Origin of the sequence: Pseudomonas sp. NPDC096925, from assembly GCF_044762545.1 — a bacterium.
Lineage (GTDB): Bacteria > Pseudomonadota > Gammaproteobacteria > Pseudomonadales > Pseudomonadaceae > Aquipseudomonas.
In genome coordinates this window covers 80,884-97,699 of the sequence record NZ_JBIWEM010000011.1, presented here as the reverse complement: position 1 = coordinate 97,699, position 16,816 = coordinate 80,884, and the positions used below count along the sequence as shown (strand labels likewise).

Here is a 16,816-nt window from a genome sequence, read left to right as displayed (position 1 = left end):
GATGGGGCTGGCCGGCCTGAGTCCCGTGGCATACAGGAATCAGGCCGCAGCAGCCTAATCAAAGATTGTCCAACAAATGGGGCGCACCTCATTTGATCGGCGTACGCTGCACCTTTGTGGGAGCGGCCTTGTGTCGCGAAAGGGGTGCAGAGCGCCCCCAGCAATCGCCGCTACAACATCTTCTCCAGGCCAACCGCCTTGCTGATCCAGGCATTGAACCGTCGCCACATCCCACCCGGTTCGGATGTCAGCATGCGCCGCCTGCCGTTTTCCTCGGTCACCCACACTATCTGGTTACCCACCAGCGTCGGCTGGTAGCTCAATGCCGGGGCCATGCCCTGTACCGCCAGCGCGCGGGTGTACTCGGCCAGTTCCGGGCTGTCCACCAGCACCCCGACCTCGGTATTCCACAACACCGAACGCGGGTCGAAGTTGAACGAGCCGATGAAGGTCTTGCGCCGGTCGAACACGATCGCCTTGCTGTGCAGGCTCGAGTCCGAGCTGCCATGGAAGCTCACCCGGTGCCGGGCGCTGGGGTCGCCGGGCTGGCGGCGCAGCTCGTACAACTGCACGCCGTGCTCCAGCAGCGCCCGCCGATACGGCGCATAGCCGCCATGCACGGCCGGCACGTCGGTGGCTTCCAGCGAGTTGGTCAGCAGCTTGATCGAGATGCCCGCGTCGGCACTGTGGGTCAGGTACAGCAGGCCGGATTCGCCGGGCACGAAGTACGCCGATACCAGGATCAGCTCGTGTTGCACCTTGCTCAAGTCAGGGGCCAGTTGCTGGGTCAGCAGCAGTTGCGGGTCTGGTTCGTCATCGGCCAGCACTTTACTCGGCGCATCCCACAGCGCCTGGGCATGGGCCCAGATCAGCTCGTTGCGCCACACATCCAGGCGCGGCTGCGACTGGTAGGCCATCAAGCGGTCATACAGGGCTTTGCGCTGGGTCCTGGCCTCGGCCAGCGACACTTCCAGGCGGTGGCGGCTGGCGCGCAGGTCACCGGCATCCGGGTCATGCCAGAGGAAGTCGGTAATCGGCCGGCTCAGGGCGCTGTTCCAGTATTGATCGAAACCGTGGCCGAGCTGTTCGGCCACCGGGCCGACGCCCAGCAAGTCGATGTCGGTGAAGTTGAGGTTGGGCTCGGCATCGAAATACTCATCGCCCAGGTTGCGCCCGCCGACGATGGCCATGCTGTTGTCCACCAGGAACAGCTTGTTGTGCATGCGCCGGTGCTGGCGCGACAGGTTGAACAGGCGGCCCACGGCGCGCGTCACGCCGGTGCTGCGGCCCAGGTGCAGCGGGTTGAATACGCGGATCTGGATGTTCGGGTGGGCATCGAGGGTGCCCATGATGACGTCCAGGCCGTCGCTGGTGGTGTCGTCGAGCAGGATGCGCACACGCACGCCACGGTCGGCGGCGCGCAGCAGTTCATGCACCAGGGCGCGGGTGCTGAGGCCATCGTGGACGATGTAGTACTGCAGGTCGATGCTCGCCTGGGCGTTGCGGATCAGTTCGGCGCGGGCGCGGAATGCCTCGTTGCTGTTGGGCAGCAGGCGAAAGCCCGAGCGGCCGCCGTAGGGCGCGGCCTGGCGCAGTACCGAGCGGCCGAAGGCTGAGTCGTTGGCGGGCAGCGCCTGGCTGGTTTCGCGGGGCGTGCCGACGCTGGCACAGCCGGCAAGGCCGAGCAGCAGCACCAGCAGCAGAGGCAGGGCTCGCTGGAGTCTCAAGGGTGGATCGTCCTGTGCAGCTAAGGCTTAAGGGGTTGGACCGTGGTGGGCGGCGCAAAGTTACGTGCCGGCGCTTTCTTCATCCAGTAGACGAAGGGCGGTTTCACCAACCTTGCGCACGGCGGCTTCGATCTGCGGTGTCGGCCGCGCGGCGAAGTTCATGCGCAGGCAGTGGCGGAACTTGCCCGAGGCCGAGAAGATGCTGCCCACGGCAACCTGCACGTCCTGCTCCAGTAAAGCCCGGTTCAGGCGCAGCGTATCGAAATTTTCCGGTAGTTCTACCCAAAGCATGAAGCCGCCCTGGGGCCGGCTGATCCGGGTGCCCGCCGGGAAATAGCGGGTCACCCAGTCACTCATCAGGTCGCGGCTACGCTGGTACTGGCTGCGCATGCGCCGCACGTGGGGCTGGTAGTGCCCGCCGGCGATGAAGTCGGCAATGGCCAACTGCGGCTGGCTGGCCGTGCTGCCGGTGCTGATGTACTTCATGTGCAGCACCCGCTCCAGATAACGCCCGGGCGCCACCCAGCCTATCCGCAGGCCGGGGGCGAGGGTCTTGGAGAATGAGCTGCAGAGCAGCACGCGGCCATCGTCGTCGAACGACTTGAGGGTGCGCGGGCGCGGGTAGGTGTAGGCCAGGTCGCCGTAGACATCATCTTCCAGGATGGCCACGTCGTAGCGCTGGGCCAGGCTCAGCAGGGCCTTCTTGCGGGCCTCGGGCATGATATAGCCGAGCGGGTTGTTGCAGCTGGGGGTGATCTGGATGAGCTTGATCGGCCACTGCTCCAAGGCCAGTTCCAACGCCTCCAGGCTGATACCGGTGACCGGGTCGGTGGGGATTTCCAGGGCTTTCATGCCCAGGCCTTTGAGAGTCTGCATGGCGCCGTGGAAGCTGGGGGAGTCGACCGCGACGATATCGCCCGGCTCGCACACCGCGCGGATGCTGCATGACAGCGCCTCATGGCAGCCGGTGGTTATCACCAGGTCCGCCGGGCCCAGGCGGCAGCCGGAGTCGAGCATCAGCCGGGCCACCTGTTCGCGCAGGGCCAGGTTGCCGTGGATGTTGTCGTAGTACAGGCCGGGCATGTCCTGCCGCCGGCTCAGCTGGGCGAGGCTGCGCAGCAGTGGCTTGAGGGTGGGGCTGTCGATGTCGGGCATGCCGCGGCCGAGCTGGATCACGCCCTGGCGTGGGGTGCTGCGCACCAGTTCCAGCACCTGCTCCCATTGCGAAATGTCCACTGGGCGCTGGGCCGGGCGGCTGACGGCGGGCAGGGCCGGCAGGTGGCGGTGGTCGTTGACGAAGTAGCCGGATTTGGGCCGGGGCGAGACCATGCCGCTGTCTTCCAGCATGCGGTAGGCCTGCTGCACGGTGCTCAGGCTGACCCCGTGCTCCACGCTCAGAGCGCGTACCGACGGCAGGCGCTGGCCGGGACGGTACAGGCCCTGTTCGATACGGGCGCCAAGCAGTTCGGCGAGGTTCAGGTAAAGGGTCACGGCATACTCCTGCGTTGCTTTGGCATAGCGACCGGTACAGTTGCGGTGAAAATACAGCATTCAGTCGGCCGACGGCCAATTCTGTATGGGAATAATAAGGCTGTATTGGATCTGTATTGCCGGTGCTGCCGACGCGCATGCTTTCTCCACGGTATCGACTGAACGAGAGGATGCGGTGATGGGTGGCATGAGCGATGTGCGCTTGCAACTGTTGGCCAAGGAGCTGGAAGCCGGGCAGCAAGCCAAGGTGTTCAACGCGCCGGAAGGGTTGGGGCGTTGGGGGCTGATGCTGCATCGCTGGCATACCCGCAGGGCGCTGCTGCAGTTGACCGATGACGAGTTGCGCGATGTCGGGCTGAGCTGGGAGCAGGCCCTGACCGAGGGGCGTAAGCCCTTCTGGAAGGACTGATGCGATCTTTGTGGGAGCGGCCTTGTGTCGCGAAAGGGCCGCACAGCGGCCCCAGGATATTTGCATCACTGCATGAATTGCCGGGGCTGCTTCGCAGCCCTTTCGCGACACAAGGCCGCTCCCACAAGGGGCAGTGTGCAGCTTTCAGACCAGCTCTTTCAGGCGATGCCACAGCATCCCCAACACCAGCAGCGGTGAGCGCAGGTGCTTGCCGCCGGGGAAGGTGATGTGCGGCACCTTGGCAAACAGGTCGAACCGCCCGCTTTCCTGGCCGCTGATGGCCTCGCCCAGCAGGCGTGCGGCCAGGTGGGTGGCGTTGAGCCCATGGCCGGAGTAGGCCTGGGCGTAATACACGTTCGGCTGGCTGGCCAGGCGGCCAACCTGCGGCAGGCGGTTGGCGCCGATGCCGATCATGCCGCCCCACTGGTAGTCGATGCGCACATCGGCCAGTTGCGGGAACACCTTGAGCATTTTCGGCCGCATGTAGGCGGCGATGTCCTTCGGATCGCGGCCTGAATAGTGGCAGGCACCGCCGAACAGCAAGCGGTTGTCGGCGGATAGCCGGTAATAGTCCAGTGCCACCCGCTGGTCACACACTGCCATGTTCTGCGGTAGCAGCGAGCGAGCGCGCTCTTCGCCCAGCGGCTCGGTGGCGATGATGTAGCTGCCCGCCGGCAATACCTTGCCGCCCAGCTCGCGGTTCAGGTTGTTGTGGTAGGCGTTGCAGCACAGCACCAGGGTCTTGGCGCGCACCCGGCCCTGGGCGGTGTGCACCTGCACCTGCGGGCCGTAGTCGATGCGGGTGACCTCGGACTGCTCGAACAGCTTCACGCCCAGGCGGCTGGCCACGGCCGCTTCGCCCAGGGCCAGGTTGAGCGGGTGCAGGTGGCCGGAGCCCATGTCGACCAGCCCGCCCACGTAGCAGTCAGCGCCGACCACGCTGTGGATATCGTCCTTGCCCACCAGGCGCAATTCATGGGCGTAGCCCAGGCTGCGCAGTTCTTCGGCGTCTTCGGCAAAGCCCAGCAGCTCGGCGGGTTTGTTGGCCAGGTCGCAGTAACCCCAGGTCAGGTCACAGGCAATGGCATGCTTTTCGACCCGCTCGCGGACGATCTGCACGGCTTCCAGGCCCATCAGCTTCATGCTGCGCACGCCTTCCTCGCCGATCACCGGGAGGAATTGTTCCAGACCGTGGCCGACGCCACGGATCAGCTGCCCACCATTGCGCCCGCTGGCGCCCCAACCGAGCTTGCGGGCTTCCAGCAGGATGACCGAGAAGCCGCGTTCGGCCAGTTCGATGGCCGTGTTCAGGCCCGAGTAGCCGCCGCCGACGATACACACGTCGGCGCTGTGCTCGCCTTGCAGGAAGGAATGGTCAGGGTGTGGCGCGCTGCTGGCGGCGTAATAGGAGGCGGCGTGCTGCGCGCTGTGGATCATTGGGCAGGTCCTGAGGCTGGTGGGCTGAGGGGAGGAGGATAAGCCGGGGTAGGGTGGTGGGCAACAAGACGAGGGCTGCGCACTCGTTCGCGGGTAAACCCGCTCCCACAGGGACAGCGCAATGCCTGGTGCATCCACAATCCTGTGGGAGCGGGTTTACCCGCGAATGGGCCTATAATCGAACTTATCTATTTAGCTTTGTACCCAGCCATGTCCTGCAACCGCCACAAGATCCACTTCCTGCGCGAACTCATCCCTTCATTCGAGTGCGAACCCGGCTGCCACGATTGCTGCGGCCCGGTCACCACGTCGGCGGAAGAAATGGCCCGCCTGCCGCGCAAGTCCCAGGCCGAGCAGGATGCCGCCCTGGAGCGCCTGGACTGTGTGCACCTGGGCCCCAACGGCTGCACCGTGTACGAGGAGCGGCCAATGATCTGCCGCCTGTTCGGCACCACGCCGCGGCTGGCGTGCCCGCGCGGTCGTGGCCCTGAACAGATGATCGACCCCGCCGCCGAGCAGTTGGTCCACCAGTTCATTGCCACCACCCGCCAGGTGCTGGTCTAGCATCAGTCCGGGATCGGCAGGCAAAGGCTCTCCTTCACCTCTTCCATCACGATGTAGCTCTTCGATTCGCGCACATGCGGCAGCTTCAGCAGGATGTCGCCGAGCAGCTTGCGATACGAGGCCATCTCGGAAATACGCGCTTTCACCAGGTAGTCGAAGTCACCTGAAACCAGGTGGCATTCCAGTACGTGGGGCAGCTTCAGCACCGCACGGCGGAACTCTTCGAAGGTGTCGCCGGACTTGTAGTCCAGGCTGATTTCCACGAACACCAGCAGGCTGCCCTTGAGGTGCTGCGGGTTCAGGCGGGCGTTGTAGCCCATGATGATGCCCTCGCGCTCCAGGCGGCGGACGCGCTCGGTGCAAGGGGTAGTGGAAAGCCCGACTTTCTCGCCCAGTTCGGTGAAGGAAATACGCCCGTCGTTCTGCAGGATACGCAGGATGTTACGGTCGATCTTGTCCAGTTCACGCTTGCTCTGGTGCTGGGTTCTCATAGGGGATGCCCCTCCGTGAAAGGCGATTTTGCCGAGAATTCTCGCCAATAATAGGCTTTTATATAGTGAATTGCACTGCCCTCAAATTCCTATACTGCGCGCATTCATGCCATTTCAATAAAAGTCTGCGGCGCGCCGCGTGCGAGGGATAAAACGATGCGAGTTCTGGTACTTGGTAGCGGTGTGATCGGAACCGCCAGTGCCTACTATCTGGCCCGGCAAGGTTTCGAAGTAACGGTGGTCGATCGCCAGCCGGCGGTGGCCATGGAAACCAGCTTTGCCAACGCCGGCCAGATCTCGCCCGGCTATGCCTCGCCCTGGGCCGCCCCTGGCGTGCCGCTGAAGGCCATCAAGTGGCTGCTGGAGCGCCACGCGCCCCTGGCCATCAAGCTCACCGGCGACGTTGACCAGTACCTGTGGATGGCACAGATGCTGCGCAACTGCACCGCCAGCCGTTACGCGGTGAACAAGGAGCGCATGGTGCGCCTGTCCGAGTACAGCCGTGACTGCCTCGACGAGCTGCGCGCCGAAACCGGTATTGCCTACGAAAACCGCAGCCTGGGAACTACCCAGCTGTTCCGTACCCAAGCCCAGGTAGATGCCGCGGCCAAGGACATTGCCGTGCTGGAACAGTCCGGCGTGCCTTACGAGCTGCTCGACCGCGACGGCATTGCCCGCGTCGAACCGGCCCTGGCTGGCGTCAAGGACATCCTGGCCGGCGCCCTGCGCCTGCCCAACGACCAGACTGGCGACTGCCAGCTGTTCACCACCAAGCTGGCCGAAATGGCCGTGAAGCTGGGCGTGGAGTTCCGCTTCGGCCAGGACATCCAGCGCCTGGACTTCGCGGGTGACCGCATCAATGGTGTGTGGATCGACGGCAAGCTGGAAACCGCCGACCGTTACGTGCTGGCGCTGGGCAGCTACTCGCCGCAGATGCTCAAGCCGCTGGGCATCAAGGCCCCGGTGTACCCGCTGAAGGGGTACTCGCTGACCGTGCCGATCACCAACGGCGACATGGCCCCGACCTCGACCATTCTCGACGAGACCTACAAGGTAGCGATCACCCGTTTCGACAACCGCATCCGCGTCGGCGGCATGGCTGAAATCGCCGGTTTTGACCTGTCGCTGAACCCGCGTCGGCGCGAAACGCTGGAGATGATCGTCAACGATCTTTATCCTCGCGGCGGTGACCTGAGCCAAGCAAGCTTCTGGACCGGCCTGCGCCCGGCGACCCCGGACGGTACCCCGATCGTCGGTGCCACGGCGTTCCGCAACCTGTTCCTGAACACCGGTCACGGCACTTTGGGCTGGACCATGGCGTGTGGCTCCGGTCGCCTGCTGGCCGACCTGATTGCGCGCAAGAAGCCGCAGATCAGTGCCGAAGGCCTGGACATTTCCCGTTATGGCAACAGCCCGGAAGTGGCCAAGCACGGGCAGACTGCGCCGGCTCACCAGCAGTAAGTCTGCCTGTACCGGCCTCTTCGCGGCTAAAGCCGCTCCCACAGGGATCGTATGTTCCCGGACATTGTGTGGTCCCCTGTGGGAGCGGCTTCAGCCGCGAAAGACCCAAAACCGATTTCAACCCGAACCACCATAAGGCATGCCGCCATGCGTCCCGCCCGCGCCCTGATCGACCTCCAGGCCCTGCGCCACAACTACCGTCTGGCCCGTGAACTGACCGGTGCCAAAGCCCTCGCCGTGATCAAGGCTGACGCCTACGGCCACGGTGCCGTGCGCTGTGCCCTGGCCCTGGAGGCCGAAGCCGACGGCTTTGCCGTGGCCTGCATCGAAGAAGCGCTGGAGCTGCGTGCCGCCGGTATCAAGGCCCCGGTACTGCTACTCGAAGGTTTCTTCGAAGCCAGCGAACTGGCCCTGATTGCCGAGCACGACCTGTGGTGCGTGGTGCACTCGCTGTGGCAGCTGGAAGCAATCGAAAAGACCCAGGTGCACAAGCCGCTCACCGTCTGGCTCAAGCTCGACAGCGGCATGCACCGTGTCGGCCTGCACCCCAAGGACTACCACGAGGCCTACCAGCGCCTGCTGGCCAGCGGCAAGGTCGTGCGCATCGTGCTGATGAGCCACTTCGCCCGCGCCGACGAGCTGGATGCCGACGCCACCGCCCAGCAGATCGCCGTGTTCGAAGCCGCCCGCCAAGGCCTGGCCGCCGAGTGCAGCCTGCGCAACTCGCCAGGCGTGCTGGGCTGGCCGCAGGCCCCCAGCGACTGGGTGCGCCCGGGCCTGATGCTGTACGGTGCCACACCGTTCGAAGTGGCCCAGGCCGAGGCCGAACGCCTGCAGCCGGTGATGACCCTGCAATCGCGGGTGATCAGCGTGCGCGAACTGCCCGCCGGCGAACCGGTGGGCTATGGCGCCAAGTTCGTCAGCCCACGGCCAACTCGCGTTGGCGTGGTCGCCATGGGCTATGCCGATGGCTACCCGCGGCAGGCGCCCAACGGTACTCCGGTGCTGGTCGCCGGCAAGCGCACCCAACTGATCGGCCGGGTGTCGATGGACATGCTCAGCATCGACCTGACCGATGTGCCGGAAGCCACCGTCGGCAGCCCGGTCGAACTGTGGGGCAAGCATGTGCTGGCCAGCGAAGTGGCCGCGCACGCGGGTACCATTCCCTACCAGATTTTCTGCAACCTCAAGCGGGTACCGCGGGACTACATCGGCGAATGACACGCTGAAGCGGACAGGTTGAAGGGCGGTGTGTTGTAAATACTGAACGGCGTTGCCATGATATCGTTCACATCCACCCCCTTTTCCACCGTTTCAGGAGGCTCCAGCTTTGGACGTCGGCGAACGACTGCAAGCCATCCGCAAGCTCAAGGGCCTGTCCCAGCGTGAACTCGCCAAGCGTGCCGGCGTGACCAACAGCACCATCTCGATGATCGAGAAGAACAGCGTGAGCCCGTCGATCAGCTCGCTGCGCAAGGTGCTGAGCGGCATTCCCATGTCCATGGTCGAGTTCTTCTCGGTCGAGCTGGAACCTGAAAGCCCCACGCAGATCGTCTACAAAGCCCATGAGCTGATCGACATCTCCGACGGTGCGGTGACCATGAAGCTGGTCGGCAAGTCGCACCCCAATCGTGCCATCGCCTTTCTCACCGAGGTGTATCCACCGGGTGCCGACACGGGGGCCGAAATGCTGACCCACGACGGCGAAGAAACCGGCATCCTGCTTGAAGGCCGCCTGGAGCTGGTGGTCGGCAACGAGATCTTCATCCTTGAAGAGGGCGACAGCTACTACTTCGAAAGCACCCGCCCGCACCGCTTTCGCAACCCGTTCGACCGGCCGGCGCGGTTGATCAGTGCGGCGACGCCTTCAAACTTTTGATCCAGCGCAGTGCATTGATTCGGCAATACCCCTTTCCCGTGTAGGGTCGTTTCACGGCCTCTGGGTTCCCGCTATACTTTTCAACGCTCGCCGATCCGTGGCCGCGAGCGTGATTAGCCACCATGAGGGTGTTCGCGTGAACCAAATCAAGAAGATGCTGGCCGTACCAGCAGCCGTATTCGCCCTCTGGGCAATGAGCGCAACCGCTGCGACCAATGATGACATCGCCAAGCGCCTGGAGCCGGTTGGCCAGGTGTGCGTCCAGGGCCAGGAGTGCAAGGGCATGGAAGTGGCCGCTGCCGCAGGTGGCGGTGGTGCCAAGACGCCGGACGAGATCATCGCCAAGCACTGCAATGCCTGCCATGGCTCCGGCCTGCTCGGCGCGCCGAAGATTGGCGATACCGCAGCGTGGAAGGAACGCGCCGACCACCAGGGCGGCCTGGATGGCATCCTGGCCAAGGCCATTACCGGCATCAACGCCATGCCGCCGAAAGGCACCTGCGCGGATTGCTCGGATGACGACCTGAAAGGGGCGATCAAGAAGATGTCCGGGCTGTGAGAGACAGCTGAATTGCATGAGGCCCGCCATTGATGGCGGGCTTTGTTTTTTGTGGTGCCTGTGCCGGCCCTTTCGCGGCTAAAGCCGCTCCCACAGGTACAGCACAAGACTCGCACAGGCAACCAACCCACCAAAGCCCATGTCCAACCCCTGAACCCATGGATGTCTCAGGAGGCCCCGATGCACCTCTGCTCCATCGACCAGGCCGTCGAGCAAGTCCTGTCGCGCCTGCCAGCCCACATCCACATGGGCCTGCCGCTGGGCCTGGGCAAGCCCAATGCCTTCGTCAACGCCCTCTATGCCCGCGTACGCGAGCTTCCCGAGCGGCAACTGACCATCTACACCGCCCTGTCCCTCGGCCGCCCATCACTGGGCGATGGCCTGCAGCGGCGCTTTCTGGAGCCCTTCGTCGAGCGCGTTTTCGCCGATTACGAAGAACTCACCTACCTCGCCGACCTGCGCAACGACAGCCTGCCGCCGAACATCCGCGTGGAACAGTTCTTCATGCAGCCCGGCAGCCTGCTGCACAGCGTGTCGGCCCAGCAGGGCTACATCAGCAGCAACTACAGCCACGCCGCGCGCGACATCAACGCCAAGGGCCTGAACCTGGTCGCGCAGCTGGTGGCCGCCACCCCCGAGAGGCCCGTGCACCTGAGCCTGGCCTGCAACCCTGACATCACCCTCGACCTGCTGCCGATGATCGCCAAGCGTCGCGCCGCCGGCGAAACCATCCTCATGCTCGGTCAGGTGCATGCCGAACTGCCTTACATGCCGGGTGACGCCGAGCTACCCATCGATGCGTTCGACCTGCTGATCGATACAGCCGAGCAACGCCGCCTGTTCTCCACGCCGAACATGCCGGTCAACACCCAGGACCATTGCATCGGCCTGCACGCCAGCAGCCTGGTACACGATGGCGGCACCCTGCAGATAGGCATTGGCGCCATGGGTGACGCGCTAACTGCTGCACTGCTGGCGCGCCAGGGCGACAACGCCGGCTATCGTGCCGTGCTCGACGCGCTGGATATCGGCCCGTGGCAAGCGCTGATCGAACGGGAAGGAGGCCTGGATACCTTCGCCCAGGGCCTGTACGGCTGCAGCGAAATGTTCGTCAACGGCCTGCTGGCGTTGGCCGATGCCGGCCTGTTGCGGCGCCCGGCGGATGAGCAGGGGGCAGCAGTGCTGCATGGCGGCTTCTTCCTCGGCCCCCAGGCGTTCTACCAGCGCTTGCGCGACATGCCGCTGGAACAGCGTGCGCGGTTTGCCATGACGCGTATCAGCTTCATCAACGAGTTGTACGGGCAGGAGCAGCTCAAGCGTCGCCAACGCCACGATGCGCGCTTCATCAACACCGTATTCGGCATGACCCTGCTCGGCGCCGGGGTGGCCGACCAGCTGGAGGATGGCCGGGTACTCAGTGGCGTGGGCGGGCAGTACAACTTCGTCGCCCAAGGCCATGCGCTGGAGGGCGGGCGTTCGATCCTGCTGCTGCGCAGCTGGCGTGAGGCGGGCGGGGAGGTAACTTCGAACCTGTTCTGGAACTATGGCCATTGCACCATCCCCCGGCACCTGCGCGATATCGTGGTGACCGAGTACGGCATCGCCGACCTGCGTGGGCAGACCGACAGTGAGGTGATTGCGCGGTTGCTGGCGGTATGCGATTCGCGGTTCCAGCAGGGGCTGATCGAGCAGGCCAAGGACGCCGGCAAGCTGGCCAGGGATTTTCAACTGGAGGCGCGCTTTACCGACAACACGCCGCAGCGGCTGGAGGCGATCAGGGCGCGGCACTTGCGGTTGTTCCCGGAGTATCCGCTGGGCACGGACTTTACGGCTGAAGAACGGGATTTGCTGCGGGCGCTGAACTGGCTGAAGAGCAAGTTCAAGCTGAGCGAGGTGCTGGAGCTGGGCAAGGCAGCGCTGGATGCGCCGGGGCCGGAGGGCTATGCGAGGCACCTTGCGCGGATGCAGCTGGACCAGCCGCAGGGGCTGAAGGAAGAGCTTTACCAGCGGTTGCTGCTGGCGGGCTTACAGGCTGCAAAATAAGCGCTCGGACATACTGTCCCCTGTGGGAGCGGGTTTACCCGCGAATGCGATGGCGCATCCCAAATCGCCTTCGCGGGTAAACCCGCTCCCACAGAGATCGCGTAGCGGCCTTATTCGATGAAGGACACCACACCACCTTCCAGCGACTTCACCCGGGCCAGCGATGCAACGCGGTAGCCCTGGCTGTCCAGCTCGGCACGGCCGCCCTGGAACGACTTCTCGATCACGATACCCAGGCCGGCCACGGTAGCGCCGGCTTGCTTGATGATCGAGATCAGCGCCTGCGACGCCTTGCCGTTGGCCAGGAAGTCGTCGATCACCAGTACGCGGTCGCTGCTGTTGAGGTGACGTGGCGAGATGGCCACGGTGTTCTCGGTCTGCTTGGTGAAGGAGTATACCGAGGCGGTCAGCAGGTTCTCGGTCAGGGTCAGCGACTGGTGCTTGCGGGCGAAGATCACCGGCACGCCCAGCTTCAGGCCAGTCATCACCGCCGGGGCAATGCCCGAGGCTTCGATGGTGACGATCTTGGTCACGCCCGCGTCCGCGAACAGGCGGGCGAACTCGTCACCGATCAGCTGCATCAGCGCAGGGTCGATCTGGTGATTGAGAAACGCGTCGACTTTGAGAACCTGATCGGAAAGCACGATGCCTTCGTCGCGAATCTTCTGATGCAGTGCTTCCACTGTGGTATTCCTCGATGTAACAAAGGTGGCCGCAAATGGCGGCAAATTTAAAGAGTAATGGTTGATCAGCGTTTGAGCATTGCCCGGATATCGGCCAGGGCGTTGTTGCCCCGTGCGGCCTTTACCTCGACCGGCGCATCGTCCAGGCCTTCCCAGGCCAGGTCTTCCGGTGGCAGTTCATCGAGGAACCGGCTGGGCGTGCAGTCGATGATTTCTCCGTACTGCTTGCGCTTGGCGGCGAAGGTGAAGGCCAGGGTCTGGCGCGCGCGGGTGATGCCCACGTAGGCCAGGCGGCGTTCCTCTTCGATGGTGTCGGCCTCGATGCTGGAGCGGTGCGGGAGAATTTCCTCTTCCATGCCCATGATGAACACGTAGGGGAACTCCAGGCCCTTGGAGGCATGCAGGGTCATCATCTGCACACCTTCGGCGTTCTCTTCCTCTTCCTGCTGGCGCTCGAGCATGTCGCGCAGCACCAGCTTGCCGATGGCGTCCTCGATGGTCATGTCACCCTCTTCGTCCTTTTCGAGGGTGTTCTTCAGCGCTTCGACCAGGAACCAGACGTTGCTGATGCGAAACTCCGCAGCCTTGTCGCTGGCGGTCTGCTGGCGGATCCAGTTCTCGTAGTCGATATCGCGGATCATCTCGTGCAGCGCGGCAATCGGGTCTTCCAGGGCGACCTTGTGGCGCACCCCGTCCAGCCAGTGCTTGAAGCGCTGCAAACGCTCGGTGTAGCGGGCGTCCAGGTGCTCACCGAGGCCCAGTTCCTCGCTGGCGGCGTACATCGAAATCTTGCGCTCGGTGGCGTAGTTGCCGAGCTTTTCCAGGGTGGTGGAGCCGATTTCCCGACGTGGCACGTTGATAACCCGCAGGTAGGCGTTGTCATCGTCCGGGTTTACCAGCAGGCGCAGGTAGGCCATCAGGTCCTTGACCTCCTGGCGGCCGAAGAAGCTGTTGCCGCCCGACAGGCGATACGGCACCTGGTGGTGCTGCAGCTTCAGTTCGATCAGCTTGGCCTGGTAGTTGCCGCGGTAGAGGATGGCAAAGTCGCTGTACGGGCGGTTGGTGCGCAGGTGCAGGGTGAGGATTTCCATGGCCACGCGTTCGGCCTCGGCTTCCTCGTTCTTGCAGCGGATGACGCGGATCTCGTCGCCCACGCCCATCTCGCTCCACAGCTGCTTCTCGAACGCGTGCGGGTTGTTGGCGATCAGCACGTTGGCGCAGCGCAGGATGCGGCTGGTGGAGCGGTAGTTCTGCTCCAGCATCACCACTTTCAGGGAGGGGTAGTCCTCCTTGAGCAGCATCAGGTTTTCCGGCCGGGCGCCACGCCAGGCGTAGATCGACTGGTCGTCGTCACCCACCACGGTGAACTGGTTGCGCATGCCGATCAGCATCTTCACCAGCAGGTACTGGCTGGCGTTGGTGTCCTGGTATTCGTCCACCAGCAGGTAGCGCACGCGGTTCTGCCAGCGTTCCAGCACATCGGGGTGCTCCTGGAACAGCTTGACCGGCAGCAGGATCAGGTCGTCGAAATCCACCGCGTTGAACGCCTTGAGCGTGCGCTGGTAGTGGGTGTAGACGATGGCGGCGGTCTGCTCGCGCGGGTTGCGCGCCTTCTCCAGGGCCTCTGCGGGCAGGATCAGGTCGTTCTTCCAGGCACCGATCATGTTCTTGATCTCGTCGATGCCGTCGTCGCCGGAGTATTCCTTCTGCATGATGTCCGACAGCAACGCCTTGATGTCGGACTCGTCGAAGATCGAGAAGCCCGGCTTGTAGCCCAGGCGCTCGTGCTCCCTGCGGATGATGTTCAGGCCCAGGTTGTGGAAGGTGCACACCGTCAGGCCACGGCCTTCCCCCGGACGCAGCAGGGTGCCGACCCGTTCCTTCATCTCGCGTGCGGCCTTGTTGGTAAAGGTCATCGCCACGATGTACTGGGCACGGATGCCGCAGTTCTGGATGAGGTGGGCAATCTTGCGCGTGATCACGCTGGTCTTGCCCGAGCCTGCACCGGCGAGCACCAAAAGAGGGCCGCCGACATAGTCACGGGCTTCTTGCTGCCGGGGATTGAGTCGGGACATGCTAGAAACCGGGGGTCGCCAGAAAATAGCCGCGCATTCTAACAGGCATGGGGCGGTTGTGGCGCGACCGTCTGACGTCTGAGTCAAATATGTAAACGGGATTTGCCGGCTGGCGCAGTTTCGCGCAGGATGCACGACAAAATACGTCGGGATGCTACGCCCGTAAAAACATGTATTAAAGTGAAAATCATTTCCATTAATGCAGTAGCATACCTGGCAGTTTCCGTTGCACCGTGAAGCCCTAAGGAGCCCGCTTGTCCACGCCTGTCGAACCATTGCGTTTGCTGCTGTTGGCCGATGAGCCGGAATGGGCCGCGCTGCTACGCGCGTGCATGCCTGCCCTGGGTGGCAGCGCCGTGCTGCTGACGGCGCCAAACTGGGAGGCGGTCGACAGCCTGTTCAACCAGGACCGCCAGGCTGTCGTGCTGGCAACCCCGGCCCTGCAACCGGCGCCCGGGCGCTGCGAGTTGCCGACCATCCTGCTGCTCGACCATGAGCCCCAGGTAGCGCCCAGCGCCGTCAGTGACTGGCTGGTGCATGACCAGCTCAATGCCGACACCTTGCGCCGCTCGCTGCGCCATGTGCGCGAGCGCGGTGTGCTGGTGGCCACCTTGCAGCGTCTGGCCGAGCAGGACCCGCTGACCGGTATCGCCAACCGCCAGGGTTTCCAGGCCTTGCTGACCGCGCGCCTGGCCGAGAACGACGGCCGCGGCCTTGCCCTCGGCCATCTGGACCTGGACAACTTCCGCCATGTCAACGATGCCCTCGGCCACCAGAGCGGCGACCGCCTGATCCTGCAGGTGGTGGCACGCCTGAAGCAGCAACTGGAGGCGGGCGACCAGCTGGCGCGGCTGGGCAGCGACGAGTTTGCCCTGCTGATCGACACCCGGCGCGACCCCAACCGTGCCGAATGGATTGCCGAGCGGATTGTCGAGGCGTTGGCCGAGCCCTACTGGATCGACGGTGAAAGCCTGCTGCTGGGCTGCAGCCTGGGCCTGGCCCATGCCCGCGCCCAGGGTGGCGCCGACCCGCTGATGTGGCACGCGCACATCGCCATGCGCCAGGCCAAGGGCAGCCAGGGTTGCACCTTCCATGTGTTCAACGAACGCATCAACCGCAATGCCCGTAGCCTGGCCGACCTGGAAAGCGAACTGCGCCGCGCCCTGCGCCGTGACGAGCTGGAGCTGCATTACCAGCCGCGGTTGAACCTGGCCGACGGGCGTATCGTCGGCCTCGAGGCGCTGGTGCGCTGGCGGCATGCCGAGCGCGGCCTGTTGCCGCCCAGCGAGTTCGTGCCGCTGGCCGAGCAGAGCGGCCTGATCGTGCCGCTGGGCTACTGGGTGATTTCCCGCGCCCTGCATGACATGCAGGCGCTGTGCGAGCGCGGCCTGGAGCCGCTGCACATGGCGGTCAACCTGAGCTTCCGCCAGTTCCAGGACAGCCAGCTGCTGGCGACCTTGAGCCGCCTGATTCTCGAGCATGGCGTGGATGCCCGCTGGCTGGAGTTCGAGCTGACCGAAACGGCGGTGATGCGCCGCAACGAGCTGGTGCGCCAGACCATGGACGCCCTGGGGCGCCTGGGCGTGCGCTTCTCGCTCGATGATTTCGGTACCGGGTTTTCTTCGTTCGTGCACCTGAACAGCCTGCCGATCACCTTGCTCAAGGTGGACCGCAGCTTTGTCGCGGAAATGGAAATGCGCGAGGAGAACCGCAAGCTGGTACACGCCATGATCAACCTGGCGCACAACCTCAACCTCGAAGTGGTGGCCGAAGGGGTGGAGAGTGAAGAGCAAATGGCGTTGTTGCGCGGGTTTGGCTGTGACCAGGTTCAAGGCTTCCTGGTCAGCAAGCCGCTGCCGGTGGGGGAGTTGATGGAGTTCTTGCTGCAGGCGACCGGCTGCCAGTTGGGCGCAGCCCTTTAGGGCCCTTTCGCGGGTGAACCCGCTCCCACAGGCTTTGCACAGGATTCAGACCCTGCGCAGTCCCTGTGGGAGCGG

Annotated in this window: 14 protein-coding genes; 8 read left to right on the top strand and 6 right to left on the bottom strand. The window is 64.2% G+C overall.

Annotation, left to right across the window (positions count from 1 at the left end):
- Positions 1–170: 170 nt before the first annotated feature.
- Both ACIQYU_RS24565 and ACIQYU_RS24560 read right to left on the bottom strand, forming a co-directional pair.
- Complete coding sequence (locus ACIQYU_RS24565) at positions 171–1,727, bottom strand: phospholipase D family protein (protein ID WP_207837562.1); 1,557 nt, start codon at positions 1,725–1,727, stop codon at positions 171–173.
- A gap of 60 nt (positions 1,728–1,787) precedes the next feature.
- Positions 1,788–3,218, bottom strand: a complete 1,431-nt coding sequence (locus tag ACIQYU_RS24560; protein ID WP_207837560.1) for a PLP-dependent aminotransferase family protein — start codon at positions 3,216–3,218, stop codon at positions 1,788–1,790.
- Positions 3,219–3,396: 178 nt separating this feature from the next.
- On the opposite strand from ACIQYU_RS24560, the gene ACIQYU_RS24555 reads away from it, so the two are divergent.
- Positions 3,397–3,627 (top strand): DUF1127 domain-containing protein, encoded by a 231-nt coding sequence (locus ACIQYU_RS24555; protein WP_063912221.1) that lies wholly within the window; start codon positions 3,397–3,399, stop codon positions 3,625–3,627.
- A 144-nt stretch (positions 3,628–3,771) separates the two neighbouring features.
- Here the strand turns inward: ACIQYU_RS24555 and ACIQYU_RS24550 are convergent, their stop codons facing one another.
- A complete protein-coding gene (locus ACIQYU_RS24550) occupies positions 3,772–5,064 on the bottom strand; it encodes an NAD(P)/FAD-dependent oxidoreductase (protein WP_402802545.1) in 1,293 nt (430 codons plus the stop codon).
- Positions 5,065–5,274: 210 nt separating this feature from the next.
- Between ACIQYU_RS24550 and ACIQYU_RS24545 the strand changes: the two genes are divergently transcribed.
- Positions 5,275–5,628 (top strand): YkgJ family cysteine cluster protein, encoded by a 354-nt coding sequence (locus ACIQYU_RS24545; RefSeq protein WP_186684038.1) that lies wholly within the window; start codon positions 5,275–5,277, stop codon positions 5,626–5,628.
- 2 nt (positions 5,629–5,630) lie between these two features.
- Here the strand turns inward: ACIQYU_RS24545 and dadR are convergent, their stop codons facing one another.
- Positions 5,631–6,119 carry a transcriptional regulator DadR gene (gene dadR / locus ACIQYU_RS24540; RefSeq protein WP_003258963.1) on the bottom strand — a complete coding sequence of 163 codons (489 nt, stop codon included), beginning with the start codon at positions 6,117–6,119 and terminating at the stop codon, positions 5,631–5,633.
- A 156-nt stretch (positions 6,120–6,275) separates the two neighbouring features.
- On the opposite strand from dadR, the gene dadA reads away from it, so the two are divergent.
- The 5 genes from dadA (at position 6,276) to ACIQYU_RS24515 (ending at position 12,061) form a co-directional block, all read left to right on the top strand.
- A complete protein-coding gene (dadA, locus tag ACIQYU_RS24535) occupies positions 6,276–7,580 on the top strand; it encodes a D-amino acid dehydrogenase (protein WP_063912219.1) in 1,305 nt (434 codons plus the stop codon).
- Positions 7,581–7,727: 147 nt separating this feature from the next.
- Positions 7,728–8,801, top strand: coding sequence for an alanine racemase (alr, locus tag ACIQYU_RS24530; RefSeq protein ID WP_063912218.1), 1,074 nt, complete (start codon positions 7,728–7,730; stop codon positions 8,799–8,801).
- Between the two features lie 109 nt (positions 8,802–8,910).
- Complete coding sequence (locus ACIQYU_RS24525) at positions 8,911–9,459, top strand: cupin domain-containing protein (protein ID WP_013974777.1); 549 nt, start codon at positions 8,911–8,913, stop codon at positions 9,457–9,459.
- Between the two features lie 154 nt (positions 9,460–9,613).
- Complete coding sequence (locus ACIQYU_RS24520; RefSeq protein ID WP_038408395.1) at positions 9,614–10,018, top strand: cytochrome c5 family protein; 405 nt, start codon at positions 9,614–9,616, stop codon at positions 10,016–10,018.
- A gap of 180 nt (positions 10,019–10,198) precedes the next feature.
- Entirely contained in the window at positions 10,199–12,061 is a 1,863-nt protein-coding gene (locus tag ACIQYU_RS24515; protein ID WP_402802540.1) for an acetyl-CoA hydrolase/transferase C-terminal domain-containing protein, read from the top strand.
- Between the two features lie 110 nt (positions 12,062–12,171).
- On the opposite strand, the gene ACIQYU_RS24510 is transcribed toward ACIQYU_RS24515, so the two are convergent.
- Together ACIQYU_RS24510 and rep are read right to left on the bottom strand one after the other, a co-directional pair.
- The gene (locus tag ACIQYU_RS24510; protein ID WP_402802538.1) at positions 12,172–12,744 is read right to left on the bottom strand and encodes a xanthine phosphoribosyltransferase; all 573 of its coding nucleotides are present in this window, start codon (positions 12,742–12,744) and stop codon (positions 12,172–12,174) included.
- A 65-nt stretch (positions 12,745–12,809) separates the two neighbouring features.
- Positions 12,810–14,819 (bottom strand): DNA helicase Rep, encoded by a 2,010-nt coding sequence (gene rep / locus ACIQYU_RS24505; protein ID WP_063912216.1) that lies wholly within the window; start codon positions 14,817–14,819, stop codon positions 12,810–12,812.
- Between the two features lie 254 nt (positions 14,820–15,073).
- Between rep and ACIQYU_RS24500 the strand changes: the two genes are divergently transcribed.
- On the top strand, positions 15,074–16,741 hold the full coding sequence (locus ACIQYU_RS24500; RefSeq protein ID WP_063912215.1) for a bifunctional diguanylate cyclase/phosphodiesterase: 1,668 nt from the start codon (positions 15,074–15,076) through the stop codon (positions 16,739–16,741).
- Positions 16,742–16,816: the final 75 nt, after the last annotated feature.